The organism is Hyphomicrobium sp. ghe19 (assembly GCF_902712875.1).
Classification (GTDB): Bacteria; Pseudomonadota; Alphaproteobacteria; order Rhizobiales; family Hyphomicrobiaceae; genus Hyphomicrobium_B.
Window position 1 is genome coordinate 3,748,332 of the sequence record NZ_LR743509.1, and the last position, 15,293, is coordinate 3,763,624.

The 15,293-nt window shown below is 61.5% G+C and carries 15 protein-coding genes; 4 read left to right on the forward strand and 11 right to left on the reverse strand.

Going from position 1 to position 15,293, the window contains the following annotated elements:
* Positions 1-99 precede the first annotated feature (99 nt).
* Genes ispH through rnhA form a run of 3 tightly spaced genes read left to right on the forward strand, consistent with a single transcriptional unit; the run spans position 100 to position 2,579 of the window.
* Positions 100-1,104: a 4-hydroxy-3-methylbut-2-enyl diphosphate reductase gene (gene ispH / locus AACL53_RS17710; protein ID WP_339085866.1), complete on the forward strand. Its 1,005-nt coding sequence runs from the start codon at positions 100-102 to the stop codon at positions 1,102-1,104.
* 21 nt (positions 1,105-1,125) lie between these two features.
* Positions 1,126-2,094 carry a homoserine kinase gene (locus AACL53_RS17715; RefSeq protein ID WP_339085867.1) on the forward strand — a complete coding sequence of 323 codons (969 nt, stop codon included), beginning with the start codon at positions 1,126-1,128 and terminating at the stop codon, positions 2,092-2,094.
* Positions 2,094-2,579 carry a ribonuclease HI gene (gene rnhA / locus AACL53_RS17720; protein WP_339085868.1) on the forward strand — a complete coding sequence of 162 codons (486 nt, stop codon included), beginning with the start codon at positions 2,094-2,096 and terminating at the stop codon, positions 2,577-2,579. Before AACL53_RS17715 ends, rnhA begins: the two co-directional genes overlap by 1 nt.
* Here rnhA and AACL53_RS17725 read toward each other — a convergent pair.
* Together AACL53_RS17725 and AACL53_RS17730 are read right to left on the reverse strand one after the other, a co-directional pair.
* A complete protein-coding gene (locus AACL53_RS17725; RefSeq protein ID WP_339085869.1) occupies positions 2,571-3,068 on the reverse strand; it encodes a peroxiredoxin in 498 nt (165 codons plus the stop codon). The two genes, rnhA and AACL53_RS17725, sit on opposite strands and share 9 nt — an antisense overlap.
* Before the next feature lie 80 nt (positions 3,069-3,148).
* Positions 3,149-3,976: a protein-disulfide reductase DsbD domain-containing protein gene (locus AACL53_RS17730; RefSeq protein ID WP_339085870.1), complete on the reverse strand. Its 828-nt coding sequence runs from the start codon at positions 3,974-3,976 to the stop codon at positions 3,149-3,151.
* Positions 3,977-4,149: 173 nt separating this feature from the next.
* On the opposite strand from AACL53_RS17730, the gene AACL53_RS17735 reads away from it, so the two are divergent.
* Complete coding sequence (locus tag AACL53_RS17735; RefSeq protein ID WP_339085871.1) at positions 4,150-4,767, forward strand: YqgE/AlgH family protein; 618 nt, start codon at positions 4,150-4,152, stop codon at positions 4,765-4,767.
* A gap of 49 nt (positions 4,768-4,816) precedes the next feature.
* On the opposite strand, the gene AACL53_RS17740 is transcribed toward AACL53_RS17735, so the two are convergent.
* The 9 genes from AACL53_RS17740 to AACL53_RS17780 form a co-directional block, all read right to left on the reverse strand.
* A complete protein-coding gene (locus AACL53_RS17740) occupies positions 4,817-8,701 on the reverse strand; it encodes an EAL domain-containing protein (RefSeq protein WP_339085872.1) in 3,885 nt (1,294 codons plus the stop codon).
* A gap of 13 nt (positions 8,702-8,714) precedes the next feature.
* The gene (locus AACL53_RS17745; RefSeq protein WP_339085873.1) at positions 8,715-9,323 is read right to left on the reverse strand and encodes a GNAT family N-acetyltransferase; all 609 of its coding nucleotides are present in this window, start codon (positions 9,321-9,323) and stop codon (positions 8,715-8,717) included.
* Between the two features lie 6 nt (positions 9,324-9,329).
* A complete protein-coding gene (locus AACL53_RS17750) occupies positions 9,330-10,631 on the reverse strand; it encodes a pitrilysin family protein (protein WP_339085874.1) in 1,302 nt (433 codons plus the stop codon).
* 2 nt (positions 10,632-10,633) lie between these two features.
* A complete protein-coding gene (gene thrC, locus AACL53_RS17755; RefSeq protein ID WP_339085875.1) occupies positions 10,634-12,028 on the reverse strand; it encodes a threonine synthase in 1,395 nt (464 codons plus the stop codon).
* Positions 12,029-12,115: 87 nt separating this feature from the next.
* Positions 12,116-12,910, reverse strand: a complete 795-nt coding sequence (locus tag AACL53_RS17760; RefSeq protein WP_339085876.1) for an SURF1 family protein — start codon at positions 12,908-12,910, stop codon at positions 12,116-12,118.
* 2 nt (positions 12,911-12,912) lie between these two features.
* On the reverse strand, positions 12,913-13,293 hold the full coding sequence (locus AACL53_RS17765) for a DUF983 domain-containing protein (RefSeq protein ID WP_339086975.1): 381 nt from the start codon (positions 13,291-13,293) through the stop codon (positions 12,913-12,915).
* Positions 13,294-13,436: 143 nt separating this feature from the next.
* Positions 13,437-14,375: a cytochrome c oxidase subunit 3 gene (locus AACL53_RS17770; RefSeq protein WP_339085877.1), complete on the reverse strand. Its 939-nt coding sequence runs from the start codon at positions 14,373-14,375 to the stop codon at positions 13,437-13,439.
* 125 nt (positions 14,376-14,500) lie between these two features.
* Complete coding sequence (locus AACL53_RS17775) at positions 14,501-15,121, reverse strand: cytochrome c oxidase assembly protein (protein WP_339085878.1); 621 nt, start codon at positions 15,119-15,121, stop codon at positions 14,501-14,503.
* A 3-nt stretch (positions 15,122-15,124) separates the two neighbouring features.
* Positions 15,125-15,289 carry a protein CoxF gene (locus AACL53_RS17780; protein ID WP_339085879.1) on the reverse strand — a complete coding sequence of 55 codons (165 nt, stop codon included), beginning with the start codon at positions 15,287-15,289 and terminating at the stop codon, positions 15,125-15,127.
* Positions 15,290-15,293: the final 4 nt, after the last annotated feature.

A 15,293-nucleotide genomic window follows, 5' to 3' on the forward strand; every position in this document is an offset into this window, starting at 1 on the left:
CCCCTTGTATTGTCCGAAAAGCACCGTAGCATCCGATACCTGCGGCCCCCAAATGCATTTTCATGCCTGCCGATCGAGTATAAAGGACGTCTTTCTTCCATGTCGGGCCTTAACCAAACCGAAGCGACCGTGCAAAAGCCACCTCTCAAGATCCTACTCGCTGCCCCGCGCGGTTTCTGCGCTGGTGTCGATCGCGCGATTCAAATCGTAGAACAGGCTTTGACGAAATTCGGCGCCCCCGTCTACGTTCGTCATGAAATCGTGCACAACCGTTATGTTGTTGATTCCCTGAGAGCTAAAGGCGCCGTTTTTGTGAAGGAGCTGGATGAGATTCCAGATACCTCGCAACCCGTGATCTTTTCAGCACATGGCGTGAGCAAGGCGATCCCGGAAGTCGCGCGCGGCCGGAACATGTTCGTCGTCGACGCGACCTGTCCGCTCGTGTCGAAAGTTCACATGGAAACGGCTCGTCACCACGAGCAAGGCCGCGAGATTCTGCTGGTCGGCCATCGTGGCCATCCGGAAGTCGTCGGCACGCTCGGGCAGCTTCCCGAAGGCGCGATCACGCTGGTTGAATCCGTCGAGGACGTGCGCGCCTTCAAACCCAAAGACGCTTCGAATCTCGCCTATGTCACGCAGACGACGCTCTCGCTCGACGATACCGCCGAGATCGTTGCCGTGTTGAAGGAGCGTTTTCCGGGAATCGGCGGCCCGGTCAAAGAGGACATCTGCTACGCGACGACCAACCGGCAGAACGCGGTCAAGGCCTTGGCCCCGCAGATCGACGGTCTGATTGTTGTCGGCGGTCCGAAGAGCTCGAATTCGCTTCGCCTTGTCGAAGTCGCGGCGCGTGCAGGCTGCAAGTTTTCCTTCCTCGTTGAACGCGCGGCGGACATTCCGTGGGAGAAGCTCGACGGTGCGCAGACCGTCGGCATCACAGCCGGAGCTTCGGCGCCTGAGATTATCGTCGAAGAAGTGGTCGAAGCCTTCCGCAGCCGCTATGATGTCACCATCGACGTCGTCACGACGCTCGAGGAGCGCGTGATCTTCAATGTGCCGCGGGAAGTTCGAGTCGCGCGCGCTCCCATCGAGCAGCAGCACTAGCTCCATTCAGCGCGCGGGAACATGGCCGTCTATACCGAAGTCAGCGACGACGAGCTTGCGCGTTTTATCGATGGATATGCGCTCGGCAGGCTGCTCTCATTCAAAGGCATCGCCGAAGGCGTCGAGAACACCAACTATCTGGTGCACACGACAGACGGCACCTTCATTCTGACGCTCTATGAAAAGCGCGTCGATCCTGCCGACTTGCCGTTTTTCCTCGGATTGATGGAACATCTTTCGGCGGCCGGCGTGACGTGTCCGCTGCCGGTGCGCGACAAGAGCGGCCGCGTCCTCAACGAGCTTGCGGGGCGGCAGGCAGCGCTCATTACATTCCTTGAAGGTGTTTGGCCGAAGCGGCCCAAGGTTGTGCATGCCCTAGAGCTTGGGACGGCGCTCGCCCGAATGCATATCGCGGGCGAAGGCTTTCCGTTGAAGCGAGCCAATGCGTTGGGCGTTGCCGGCTGGCGGCCGCTATTCGACAAGTTTTCATCGCGAACGGAAGACATCTGCGACGGCCTTCACGATTTGATCGCGGACGAGCTTCGTTATCTCGAGCGCTCGTGGCCGAAGGACCTGCCGCAGGGGGTCATTCACGCCGATCTCTTTCCCGATAACGTCTTCTTCGTCGAAGACGCGCTTTCAGGCATCATCGACTTCTACTTCGCGTGCAACGATGCCTTCGCCTACGATATTGCCGTGTGCCTCAATGCTTGGTGCTTTGACGCGAAATCGCAATACGAACCGGAGAAGGGTGCCGCGCTTCTCGCCGGGTACGATAGCGTTCGTCCCTTGACCGATGCCGAGCGCGCGGCAATGCCGGTGCTTGCCCGAGGAGCTGCGATGCGCTTTCTGCTGACGCGCAGCTACGACTGGCTCAACACGCCGAAGGACGCGCTGGTCGCTCGCAAAGATCCCGCCGACTATGTTCGACGGCTCAAATTTCACCAATCCGTCGGCAGTATTGCCGACTACACGGCGCGGCAAACCTGATGACCGACGAACGACCCAAAGTTCTGATCTATAGCGACGGCGCCTGTTCTGGAAATCCCGGGCCCGGCGGGTGGGGCGCGATCCTGATTTCAGGCGATCACCGCAAGGAGATCAACGGCGGCGAGAAGCTGACGACGAACAACCGCATGGAACTGAAGGCGGCCATCTCCGCTCTTGAAGCGCTCAAGAAGAAGAGCGAGGTCGATCTCTTCACGGACAGCGTCTACGTCCGTAACGGCATCATGTCATGGATTCACGGCTGGAAGAAAAACGGCTGGCGGACTGCCGACAAGAAGCCGGTAAAAAACGCCGAACTCTGGCAAGAACTCGACGCGCTCCGCAACAAGCATGATGTGACGTGGCACTGGCTGAAGGGCCATGCCGGTCATCCGGAAAACGAGCGCGCCGATGAACTGGCGCGCATCGCGATGGCGCCGTTCAAGTCCGGCGGCCGTGCTAGTCTGGCTGCCGGCAACTCAAAGTGAGCGGTCGATCATCGAACACATGGTTGCCGCGCTCGACGCATCCGCAACAGACGGGTTGTCTTCTACGTTCAGGACTGTGACGACGCCGTTATCGACCAACATCGCATAGCGCTTCGATCTCAACCCGAGGCCGAAGTTCGATAGATCGATTTCGAGCCCGACTGCCTTGGCGAAATCGCCGGAGCCGTCTGCCAGCATTTCGATCTTGCCGGTTGCGCCGGTATCTTTCGCCCAGTTCGTTAGAACGAAAATGTCGTTCACCGCCGTGCAGGCGATGATGTCGATCCCCTTTGCCTTCAGTTCGTCGACGCGCTCGACGAAGCCCGGCATATGGCTCTTGCTGCAGGTCGGCGTGTAGGCGCCGGGAACGGCGAAGATCGCGACTTTCTTGCCGGAGAAGACGTCGCTGATCGTTTTTGGCTGAGGTCCGTCCGCTCCCATCACGGTGAACTTGCCGTCCGGCAGATGATCTCCGACCTTGATCGCCATATCGTCCCTCTGAGTTTGCGCGCCCCATGTCAGCTCAGTCAGCCCATGGCAGGCGGTTTTTATGTAGCGTCTGGAAACGGCTACTCAAGCGTAATCGTCGTCTCGGATTGGCCCTTGCCGTCGATCATCGTGACCTTCAGCGGCTTGCCTTTCAGATCCTTGATGTCGACGCCATCGGTCAGATCGACTTCGAATACGGCCTTGCCTGCATCGTCCTTTATCCGTTTCGGCAACGGCACATAAATGCCGCCTGGACCCTCGACGAAAGCGTCGGCGGTTGGCGGCGCGGCCGTCTCGACGTTCAGCACGAGCTTCGGCTTTCCGGAGCTTTGATCGAGACGCCAGGCGGCGAGCGCCGGATCGATCCCTGGTCGCGGATTAACGCCCGGAACCTCGGCGAGGACCTTCGACAGTTCGTCGGACGTTCCAACGTCGGGGGGAATGACGAGTTGCAGCTCGGCTTCCGCGGGAATGCAGATGTCTTTGCAGACCCCGTATGAGACCTTGCCGTGGAGCGTGACTGGCTTGCTCGCGTCTTTCGGCGTCACCAATACGGGAAAGAGCACGCCGCCGTTTTTGTATCCCACAACATCTCCCGCCTTGTCGTGCAGGCGATGCGGAGCCGGATAAAGCACGGTCGCCGAGGCAAGGTTATCGGATCCCTGCCAGTCGAAATCGGGTGGTACGCCACCGGCGTCACCGGGCGACTTCCAATAGGTCTTCCACCCTTCCGGCATCGCCACATCGACGCCTGCGTAGAGTCCGGGCTCTTGATCCCTGGTCGCGCGTCCGGCCACAAGCCGCGCCTTGTTGTTGAACCCTTCATGCCAATCGGAAGCAACGGAGCGCGCATCGCTCCACGCCACGACGGTGCTGAGAGCCAAAAAAGCTATAGCCAATCTGATCACAACGTTTCGCCTTTCGATGATTGGTTCCACGATCGCGCCTTCAGAGGCGTTCCCGGGTCGAATAAGTTTTCTATCGAATTATACGCTGCGGCGAAGCTTGGCGTTAGAGAGGCGTCTTTATTGCACTCTTGGGCATCTTCACGTCGGCGTTCTATGGAGTTAGTCTCTGTCATATGAAAGCAAGCCGACAGACGGCCCAGACAGGCGGGCCAGACATCAAGCTCGAAGGGCAGCTCCTCATTGCCATGCCGGCGATGACGGACCGGAGATTCCAGCGCTCGGTCATCTACATGTGCGCCCATTCGCCGGAAGGGGCCATGGGCCTCATCATCAATCAACGCGCTAACCACATCACGGCGCCGGATCTCCTCGAACGGCTGGGCATTTCGTCCCGCAACCCCGATGACGAGATCACGAGCGAGGTGCTGTCGCTTTCCATTCAGGTCGGAGGCCCGGTCGAAACGGGTCGCGGGTTCGTGCTGCATAGCTCCGACTATTTTTCCGAGGATTCGACGCTCGCGATCGAGCAGGGCGTTTGTTTGACGGCGACGATCGACATTTTGAAGGCCATCGCGCAAGGCCGCGGTCCCGCCCGGGCGCTCCTCGCTCTCGGCTATGCCGGCTGGTCACCAGGGCAGCTCGAAATCGAGATGCAAGCCAACGGTTGGCTGCATTGCCCGGCCGACCCCGAGCTGATTTTCGACGAGGATCTCGAGAACAAATATTCCCGGGCGCTGGCGAAGATGGGAATCGATCTGTCGCACCTCGTCAGCGACGCCGGACACGCCTAGGGCTCTCCCTGCTCTCGTCTATCCCGCTGCCTTGCTTCACGCCCGAATTTCAGCCGCCCGAACTCACTTTCGGGGCGGCCGTCTGTTCGCTCGTTGTCGCGTCGGGCGAAGCTGGGCCGCCGCTTGTTCGTCCCGTCGGGAGAGGCGTGCCGGCTAGTCTCGCCAGGCTGGCTGCGATCGAAGGCGGCAGCGTCGAGAAATCCGGCTCTGTCGATGGCTGAGACGGGAAACCGGCGCCATTGGACGGCAGTGGCGGCGGGGCGCTCGGCGGCGGCACAATGGTCGGCGTATCGCTTCTCAGCGAAGCCGGCACGATCGACGGAGCAGCCAGAGGCGACGCATGGGGAGTGGGCATGGCGGCCGACGGCGGCGCGGCGCTGGCACGGGCCAAGGCATTCGCCAGCGGAGAGACGATATTCGGCGGGGCTTTTTCGGGCGCCCGATCCTTCGGAGGCTGCATGATCGAAGGCAGCGGACTTCCGTTTTGCAGACTTGGCTGCAACTTGGGCTGCAAACTCGGCTGCGGATTTGGCTTCTGCAGGCCTGCTGGCGGCGGCGCGAGATGAGGGGCGTCAGCTCCCTTTGCTGCGAGAGGCCGTGATTGTGACGGCGGCAACGGCGGCTGTTGCTTCGGCTGAGCCGCTTGCTGGAACGACGGCGGCATCGAGATCGGCGGGGCGGCGGGCGCGTCGTTCATCCGCTGACGGTTATCGGAGGGCGCATTCGCTGCGCCGTTCAGCGGATTGCTGAGTGCGCCGTTCATAGGGGCTGCGAGCGCGGCCGCTCCGTTCGTGCGCGCCTTGCCGTTCACGGGCGCCGGCGCTGTTGCTGGGGCGGCTTTCTGACGTTGCCGCACGACGGACCCTGATGGCAGGGCTGCTTGCTTTGCGGCCGCAGCAATTCGGGCCGGCGCGGCGGGTGTCTCTTCGGGTGATGGCGTTTTCGCCGGAGCGGCAAGCGCTCGTGCCGGCTTTTTCGCAATCTCCTTGCTGGGGCTTTTCGGCTTCGGCCGGAAGAAGCCGCGCGGCTGCAGCTTGCGCTCGGAACGCCGAACCATTTTCAAGAGCTGGGAAACGGCGCGGTCGGGGATCGGCTCGCCGAAATGATAGCCCTGCGCGTATTCGCAACCGATCGAGCGCAAGAAAGCTGCTTCGTCGGCGCGTTCGACGCCTTCTGCTGCAATCGTCTTCGTGAGCTCGTGAGCCAGCGCAACCATCGAGCGCACAATCGCCGCGCCGTCACCCGTGCCGCTACCGCGGACAAGCTCGCCGTTAATCTTGATCGTGTCGAACGGGAAACGATGGAGATAAGCGAGCGAAGAAAAGCCCGTGCCGAAGTCGTCAAGCGTCAGCTCGGCGCCGGAACCGCGCAACAGCTTCAGAACCTCTACTGCCTGCTCGGGATTATCCATGAGCAGGCTCTCGGAAATCTCCAGCCTCATCGTGCCGACGGGCGCGATGTTGCGGCCGAGGACGTGACGGATTTCCTGCACCGACTCGGGCCGGAAAAGCTGGCGGCCCGAAACATTGACAGTCACGAACAGCGGACGCTCGGAACGCGGCAGCTCCAATACCCAGCGGGCGACATCCTTTGCTGCGCGCAGCAGAAGATGAGAATTGAGCTTGATCAGAAGCTCGGTGTCGTCGGTGTCGGAAATGACCGCGAGTGGGTTCACGAGACCGAGCTTCGGATGGTCCCAGCGCAACTGGGCTTCAAAGCCGGCAAGCTCTTTGGTCGGAAGGTAGACGATCGGCTGATAGAGGACCTTGAGCTGGCCCTTTTCGATCGATCGCGCGAGATCGGCTTCGACCTCGGTATCAAGATCGCGGTCGCGGCGCATTCCGGGTTCGAAGATCTCGATACGATCGGTGCCGCCTTGTTTCGCGCGATACATCGCGATTTGGGCGTCCTTCAGGAGATCGCCGTCGGCGCCCTGCGTGCCGTCCCAAAGGGCAATGCCCATCGACCCCGTCAGAATGATTTCCTGGTTCGCAAGCGAAATCGGTGCGCGCAGCGAACGGCGCACGCGCTCAGCCAGCGCCGGAAGATTGCGCGCTTCGCGCTCGCCGGTGAACAGCAGGGCGAATTGATCGCCGCCGACGCGTGCCACCGTGTCTTGCGGGCCGAGATGGCGCTGAAGACGACGGGCGACGGTCAGTAGCAAACTGTCGCCGCGCACAAGCCCGAGAGATGCGTTGACGCTCTTGAACTTGTCGATGTCGATATAGATCACCGCAGGCTTCACGGTGTTGTCGGTCTTGGCGCGGACCATGATCGTCTTGAGGCGATCGAGAAACAGCTCGCGGTTGGGCAGGCCAGTCAGGCTGCAATGGACGGCGTCGTGCAGCAGTCTTTCGTAGGCCCGCTTGGTGTCGGACACGTCTCGCAGAAGGCCGACGCAGCGCAGCGTCCGGCCGTCGGAGTTCGGGACACTTGCGGCCTCGAGTTCGAACCAGCGCCAGCTGTTGTCCGCATGGCGCAGGCGGAAATCGCTTTTGATCCTTATCCCCGAGCGTTCCTGAGCCGACATCAACGTGACGCGGAAGCGTTCCTTGTCGGTCGGGTGGACGTGCTTCAGGAACTCGTCGACCTTGGTCGATAGCTCGCCGGGCATCAACGAAAGCGCGGCCTCGACTTCTGGTCCGACCTTGATCTCGTCGCGGCGGATGTTCCATTCCCAAACGGTCGATCCGGATGCTGCAAGCGCGAGCGATCTTCCTGCCAATTCCGTCGGCGCGCCTGCGTAAGACGTATCGGCGGAGCGGAACGCGAACTGCGTAACCGTGAAGCCCATCAGAATAACGACGAGTACGAGGCCGGCAACGAGGCTCGCGACCACGACGTCGCCCGACATGCGGCCGCTCAGCGTCATTCCTGTCGCAAAGATCCAGACGAGGAACAGCAGCCATGTGGGCACGAGCGAGAGGGCGCGGTCCTGTCCTTTTGCCGCCAGGAAAATGGTGAAGAGGCCGCCGACGCCGCCGATCGCAAGGAAGGATAGACGCGCAAACGTTGCCGCTAGACGAGGATCGATGACGGCAACGGCAATGAGCGTCAGCTGCGCCACCATCCAGACGCCAATCATCATCCGGACGAGGCCGTGCCATAACGCGAGGCGCAGGAATGTCGTGAGGAAGATCACGAAGCTCGACGCCATCGCGGCTTCGCCCGCCGCGCGGTAGACGGCATTGTCCTCGGGCCGCAAGTTGAACAGCTTATGGAAGAAACCGAAATCAACGCAGAGATAGGTCAGCACCGTCCAGGCGACGAGAGCCGCCGCGGGAAAGATCAATTTATGATTGGCTGCGAAAATCGCCGTCAGAAAGATCGCGAGCAGGCCGGTCAGGCCGAGCATCGCACCGTTGAAGAGCTGACGGTCGCGGCTCTTGATTTCGTAATCGATCGGTTGCCAGAGATACATGCGCGCGTAGCGCTCGCCGGCAAGCTCGGCGACGTAAGTGATTGTCTGACCCGGCTCGAGCGTGATGCGGAACACGTCGGCCTTGTCGCTCTTGATGCGCTCGGGCACGAAGCCGACCGAGGGCGTGACGCTTTCGATGCGGCGGGCATCCAGATCGGGCCAAACCGTTCCCGAGCCGACAATCGTGTAGCGATCGGCTGTCAGCAGCCGTTCGAGGGATTTGTCGGTTTTGTTGGTGAGCGCGAACACCATCCAGTTCGGGCTGGTGCCCGGCACGGAGGCTCTCACCGTCATGCGGCCGGTAACGCCGTCGGCGCCTGGGGCGGTTTCGACCTGAAGACTGTCGCCGCGGCCTTCGTAGGCTTCACCGAGCGTCGTGATCTCGAGGCGATCCTGATCGCCTTGCACGGGGATAGGAGTCAGGGCTTCGGCTCGTCCCGCGAGCGCCACGAGGCACAACGCCAGAACGCCCAGCATGGACAGCCAGGATTTGCCGTATCGCCCCCAGTCCATCCCCCAGCTCCCATCAGCGCCCCCGCTCCGGTCCGCCTGGAACCGGCCCGACGGCAAGACGCGCGTACAGCAAGTGATCTTCCCACCGGCCGTTGATCTTGAGGTAGGCGCGCGCGAGCCCCTCACGCTGGAAGCCGGCAAATTCGAGAACACGCATGGATGCATAATTCGTCAGCATGATCGCCGCTTCGATGCGATGCAGCCGCAGAACATTGAAGGCCATCGGCAGGATCATTCCGACGGCTTCGCGCATATGGCCGCGGCCTGCGTAGTTCTCGCCCATCCAATAGCCGAGCGACGCCGTTTGCGCGGAACCGCGCCGGACGTTCGAGAGCGTTACGCCGCCGATAAGGGCGCCCGTCGCATTTTCAAAGATGAAGTAGGGATACGAGATGTCGTTGTGCACGTCCTTCGCGTAGGCGCGCAGCCGGCGGCGATACATGGTGCGTGAAAGATCATCCTGCGCCCACGTCGGCTCCCAGGGCGTGAGATGGGCTCGGCTGGCTGCCCGGAGGGCAGACCACTCGGCGTAATCGGACGCCGCCGGCTGACGTAGCGTCAGCGCGGGACCTTGGACGGTCTCGAAATCTTCATCGGGGCGGATGGAGCGAAGAAAAGCCACGCTGTCTCACCTCGTTCCGTCGGCGGCGGCCACCCGCGTTTCGCGCGGCGTGAACCTTCCCGCGATGCGCGAGGCTTGGCCGCTGGACTTTCGGCCCGAGCCGATGACAGCGACAGACGGCGCTTCTTCAGTCAAAGTTTGCGCGAACGTCTTGATGCGCTCGTGATCGACGGCATCGACCTCGCGGATCAGCTCGGCAACGGGAATGAGGCGACCCTGCGAAAGCAACTGGCGCGCCATCTGCTCGGCGTTGACGGCTGAACTTTCGAGGGCCATCAACAAGCCGGCCTTGAGCTGCGCCTTGGAACGCTGAAGTTCGGCGTCCGTCGGGCCGGTCTCGGCGATTTCTGTAAGCTGTTGGACGACCACGTCGGCGAGTTCGCCGACCATCTCCGGTCCAGTCGCTGCGTGCACGGACAGCATTCCGGTATCCCTCAGTCCCCAAATCGACGAGTCGATCGAGTAGCAAAGGCCTCGATCCTCGCGAATCTCCTGAAACAACCGCGACGACATCCCACCGCCGAACAACCCTGAGAACACCTGCGCCGTGTAGAACGCCGGGTCCAAATACGAGGGCGACGGCAACCCGATCAAAACGTGGCTCTGCTCGAACGGTTTGCTCGACGCTGCGAAGCCGCCCCGATATTGCGCGGCCGAGTCGAGCCCCCGTGTCCTCTGAGTGAGCCCGCCGAATAGGGCCTCAACGTGGCGGACGATGTCTTTGTGCTGGACGGCGCCTGCAGCAGAAACCACAATCGTGTCAGGGATATAGTGCTCATCCAGATAGGATCTGAGATCGGCGGCGGTAAATCGGCCAACGCTCGCCTTGGTGCCGAGTATGGGCCTGCCGATCGATTGGCTGGGAAATGCAACGCCCTGCATCAGGTCGAAGGCCATATCGTCAGGGTTATCGTCTGATGCAGCAATCTCCTGCTGGATGACGACGCGCTCGCGGTCGAGGTCGTCCGTCGCGAATTTCGAATTGAGCAGAATGTCGGCGATGAGACCGAGCGCGACGGGCTCGTCCCCCTTCAGGACGCGCGCGAAATAGGCGGTCGTATCGAGGCCGGTCGAGGCGTTCAGGTCGCCGCCGACGCTTTCGATTTCATCGGCGATCTGGCGCGCGGAGCGGGTTTTCGTGCCCTTGAACGCCATGTGCTCGAGGAAATGCGCGAGGCCATGCTGGTCTTCGCGTTCGTGGCGCGCGCCGACCGCGACCCAGACGCCCAGCGAGACCGTCTCGAGAGACGGCATCCGGTGTGTGACGATGCGAAGTCCATTCGGCAGCGTGGTGAGTTCGGTCGCCATCTCTACACCCCCGACGCGACGCGACTGTGGTGCAATACGAACTCTTGGATTGCACTCAAGCTGTTCGGCAAAACTTCGAACCGTTCGTCGTCGGTCATAAGGTGCTCAAATCCTTGAGGCAGCGCAGGTCTCTTGCCTGTGATCGCCTCGATGGCATCGGGGAATTTCGCGGGGTGGGCCGTCGCCAGAACGACGGTCTCGCCAGCAGGCGCTTGTTCGGCCGCGAAGAGCGCGCAAGCCGTGTGCGGGTCGACGACATAACCCGTCTTCGTTGCGGTCGTGCGAATGGTGCCCGCCACATCAGTCTCGGACGCCGCGACGGCGGCGAAGTCGGCCTTGAGTGCCGGCCAGAGGACACCAAGTTCAAAGCGCCGATCGGCTGAGAGCGAGCCCATCATGCTGCGGACGAGAGCCGCATCGCGGCCTGAGGCCTCGAAGAGATAGCGCTCGAAGTTCGAAGAGACCTGAATGTCCATCGACGGGGACGTCGTCGGAACGACGCCCTTCATCGCGTAAACGCCGGTTTCCACTGCGCGCGGGAGGATATCGTTTTCGTTCGACGCGATGATGAGCTTGTCGATGGGCAAGCCCATGCGCTTGGCGACGTAACCCGCGAAGATATCGCCGAAATTACCGGTCGGAACGGAGAATGACAGCGGGCCCTGATGGCCTGTCAAACGCGACGCTGCGTAGAAGTAATACGTAACCTGCGCGACGATGCGCGCCCAGTTGATGGAGTTGACGCCGGACAGCTCGACCCGATCGCGGAATGCGTGGTCGTTGAACATCCCCTTAACGAGCGCCTGGCAGTCGTCGAAGCTGCCGCGAACGGCGACGGCGTGAACGTTCTTTTCCTTCGGCGTCGTCATCATGCGCCGCTGCACATCGGAGACGCGGCCCTCAGGGAAGAGGATCACGACGTCGACGCGCGTTGATGTCCTGAACGCTTCGATCGCGGCGCCGCCCGTGTCACCGGACGTCGCGCCGACAATCGTCGCCCGCGCGTTGCGCTTCGTCAGTACGTGATCCATCAGCCGTGCCAGCAGCTGCATCGCGACGTCCTTGAACGCCAGCGTCGGACCATGAAAGAGTTCGAGGATCGTCAGTCCGGGCCGCAACGCGTGAATCGGCGTCACCTCGGCGCTGTTGAACGTCGCATACGCTTCCTCGGCCATGCGGGCGAGATCAGCGCGCGTTATGTCGTTCCCCACGAACGGGTGAATGACGTCGACGGCAATTGCCGCGAACGACTTTTTCGGAAATGACGCGATCGTGGCGGGTGCGAGGGTGGGCCAGCTCTCGGGAAGGTAGAGGCCGCCGTCTCGCGCGAGACCAGCGAGCAGGATGTCCTCGAAACCAAGCTTTTCGACTTCGCCCCGCGTTGAGATGTATTTCAAATCAGCTCTCTTTGCCTAATTCTGCTGTTCGAGCCTAGTTGGATGGGCGCAAGCGAACAACCGAGCCCTCGTCCAAGCCGACCCGAATCATTCTTCCTTTGGTTGCACATCGTCATTCTTCGCACTCTCAAGTCGCTGCCGAGCAAAGATCGCGAACACGACAATCAGCGTTGCGGCGAGCCCATACCATGTAACGACGTACTGGAGATGGTTGTTCGGCAGGTTGATCTCGGTCGTGCCGCCCTTCGGCAAGCCGCCCGGATTTTCGGGTAGCGCGTCGGCATCGAGGGAGAACGGTGCGTAAGCCTGGCTCTTCTCGGCATTGAATTGCAGCGGCGTGGGCGGCCCTTGAGGTCCCCACTGCATGGCGTCGAGGTCGCGCCAATACCAGTGGTTCCCGGCGTAATCGTTGTCGGGGGCGAACGCCGTCTTGGGTTGGGCAAGGCGCACCAGGCCGGTGACCGTCACGGGACCCGAAACCTGCCCTTCGGCACGCTTCGAGGGATCCTTCAGCTTGTCGGGGACCCAGCCGCGATTGACGAAAATGGGCGGCAAGCCGCCTTCCGGGACCAGCAACGTGTAGACGTGCCAGCCCTGCGAGGCCGTTGTCGGGGCATAGAGATGGCGCTCGCGGCTATGGTCGAAGGTGCCCGTGACGCGCATGTGCTTGTATTCGACGTCGCCGGATTTAACGTATTCCGACAGCACCTCCGGATAGGACACGGGGTCAGCCTTTACCCGCTCGTCGATCTTCGCGATCAGCGAATCCTTCCAAGCCATCCGATGCCATTGCCAGTTGCCGAGCCCTATCAGGATCGGCAGCATGGCCAGCGTCAGAATGGTCGGCACGATCAGACCTGCGGCGCGCCAGCGCGCGAACATAGTCACTCCTTGGCGAGACGGCCTTCCTCGGCCTTATTCTTGAATTGCAGCGCGATCAGCGACGCCTTGAGAAAGCGCAGAAGAAAAACCGCGAGGACCGGAGTGAGAATACCCCAGAGCAACACATGCATCCACCACGGCACGCCGAATTTGAATTCGGCGACGAGCGCGCCTCCGACGCAGAGAAACCCGAGAATGAAGATGGCAAAGACAGCCGGTCCATCGCCCGTATCAACGAACTTGTAGTCGAGACCGCAATCGTCGCAGCGGTCGCGCATGTTCAGGAGATTGACGAAGAGCTTGCCCTTGTGACACCGCGGGCACCGGCATGTCAGTCCGGTTACGAGTGGTGAAACGGGCTGGGTGGCAGTGACCACAGCAATCTCGATTTCTGACGGCTCAAATTGCGCATGACCCTGGCGCGCTAGGCCACGCAGCGCAACTCCGAATAGTGCCGCGCCTGAAACACAAGAGGCGGCTTTGGGCCGCCTCTTGGAAAATTCCGTTTGCTTCCTATCGGCGAGCGTTAGTGGGCGCCCGCCGCGATCGGACCCGCGCCCCATACGTAGATGCAGGCGAACAGGAACAGCCAGACGACGTCGACGAAGTGCCAGTACCAGGCGGCAGCCTCGAAGCCGAAATGCTGTTGCGGAGTGAATGCTCCGCGCATGGCCCGGATCAAGCAAACCGCCAGGAAGATCGTGCCGATGATCACGTGCGCGCCGTGGAAACCGGTCGCCATGAAGAATGTCGCACCGTAGCTGTGGCCAGGGAAGCTGAACGCAGCTTCGCTGTATTCAATCGCCTGAAGCGCGGTGAACGTCATGCCGAGCAGGACGGTGAGGATGAGGCCAATGACGAGGCCACGACGGTCGTTCTTCAGCAGTGCATGGTGGGCCCAGGTCACCGTGCAGCCCGAGGTCAACAGAATGAGCGTGTTGACGAGCGGCAGATGCCAGGGGTCGAACGTGTGCTTGAAGAAGCCAGGTACCGTCGCTGCGGTCGGATCGACTGCTGCCGGCGGCCAGTGGCCACCGAAGAGTTCGTCACGTGCGACCATGCCGACAATCTGGCCTGGGTTGTTCATGAGTTCGTGAACGCCCGCCGGAAAGAGCGCGACATCGAAATAAGCCCAGAACCAAGCGACGAAGAACATCACTTCCGAGGCGATGAACAAAATCATGCCGTAGCGCAGATGCAGCTGAACGACGGGTGTCTGGAACCCCTGATTGGCTTCACGGATGACGTCGATCCACCACGCCCATGCGGTCGCTATGACCGCGAACCCGCCGACCGCAAAGAGCCACGGCCCCTTGACGCCAAGGACGCCTTCGCCATCGACGTGCGTGCGCATCCATGCAATGGCGCCGAGCGCCATGATGAACGCCGCTACGGAGGCCGCAACAGGCCAAGGGCTCGGATTTACGAGATGATAGTCGTGGTGTTTTGCGTGCGTATCAGCCATTTCCGTCTCCGTCCCCTTCAGGCTCTGGCCTGTTCTTGCTTGGATCGAAAGCTCGACACTGCGGTGTTAGCGCCCCGTCTCGTCCTTCGGTCCTCTTTCGTGTTTTCTTCAGTCTGCATTCGTCTTTAGCCCCCCGTCTTCGGCAGCGCGGGCGCGACCTCGGCTGTCGCCTTCGGATGCTCGGCTGCGAAGAAGGAATACGACAGCGTGACCTCAGGCTGGAGTGCCGTGGAACTGTCTTCGACCAGCTTCGGGTCGAGGAAGAAGGTCACCGGCATTTCCACAGTCTGGTGCGGCTGCAGCGTCTGCTCCTTGAAGCAGAAGCATTCGATCTTGTTGAAGTAGCCGCCAAACGCTTCGGGCGTGACGTTGAACGTCGCCTGCCCTGTCACCGGCTTGTCGGAATTGTTGGTTGCACGGAAGAAAGCCAGCGCCGTCTCGCCGATCTTCACTTCCATCTTCCTGACATCCGGCTCGAAGGTCCAAGCAAGACCCGGCGCAATGTTGGAATCGAAGCGCACCGTGATCGTGCGGTCGAGCACCTTGCCCGTGTTGATATCGGCGCGCTGCGTCGTGCCACCGTATCCGGTCGCCTTGCAGAACATCGTGTAGAGGGTCGGCGAGGCCGCGGTTATCGAGCCCATGACCGCGAGAGCTGCAAGGCAGCCGTAAACAGCCCGCCGGTTCTGGCGAACAGTCTTTGCGGCAACTTCGGCGTCCTGCTGTCCGAGTGGGTTCTTCGTCATGCCTTAGAACGTTCCTTTTGCGACGTTGCCGCCGAGGTGAACAAACGTTGCGACGTAGAAGGCTATAACCATAAAGCCGAGCGTCAGCGCGATCGCGATCGAGCGCCGGCGGCGAATCTTCTCAGCGGCCGGATCAAGTCGTTGGGGAATTTTGGGATCGTCGGTCAAAGGA

Excerpts from the sequence above, each read along its gene's own strand:
- AACL53_RS17725 (WP_339085869.1), bottom strand. The coding sequence starts at position 3,068 with ATGGCGATCAAGGTCGGAGATCATCTGCCGGACGGCAAGTTCACCGTG.
- AACL53_RS17715 (WP_339085867.1), top strand. The coding sequence starts at position 1,126 with ATGGCCGTCTATACCGAAGTCAGCGACGACGAGCTTGCGCGTTTTATC.
- rnhA (WP_339085868.1), top strand. The coding sequence starts at position 2,094 with ATGACCGACGAACGACCCAAAGTTCTGATCTATAGCGACGGCGCCTGT.
- AACL53_RS17740 (WP_339085872.1), bottom strand. The coding sequence starts at position 8,701 with ATGGACTGGGGGCGATACGGCAAATCCTGGCTGTCCATGCTGGGCGTT.
- AACL53_RS17750 (WP_339085874.1), bottom strand. The coding sequence starts at position 10,631 with ATGGCGACCGAACTCACCACGCTGCCGAATGGACTTCGCATCGTCACA.
- AACL53_RS17770 (WP_339085877.1), bottom strand. The coding sequence starts at position 14,375 with ATGGCTGATACGCACGCAAAACACCACGACTATCATCTCGTAAATCCG.
- AACL53_RS17735 (WP_339085871.1), top strand. The coding sequence starts at position 4,150 with ATGAAAGCAAGCCGACAGACGGCCCAGACAGGCGGGCCAGACATCAAG.
- ispH (WP_339085866.1), top strand. The coding sequence starts at position 100 with ATGTCGGGCCTTAACCAAACCGAAGCGACCGTGCAAAAGCCACCTCTC.
- AACL53_RS17760 (WP_339085876.1), bottom strand. The coding sequence starts at position 12,910 with ATGTTCGCGCGCTGGCGCGCCGCAGGTCTGATCGTGCCGACCATTCTG.
- AACL53_RS17775 (WP_339085878.1), bottom strand. The coding sequence starts at position 15,121 with ATGACGAAGAACCCACTCGGACAGCAGGACGCCGAAGTTGCCGCAAAG.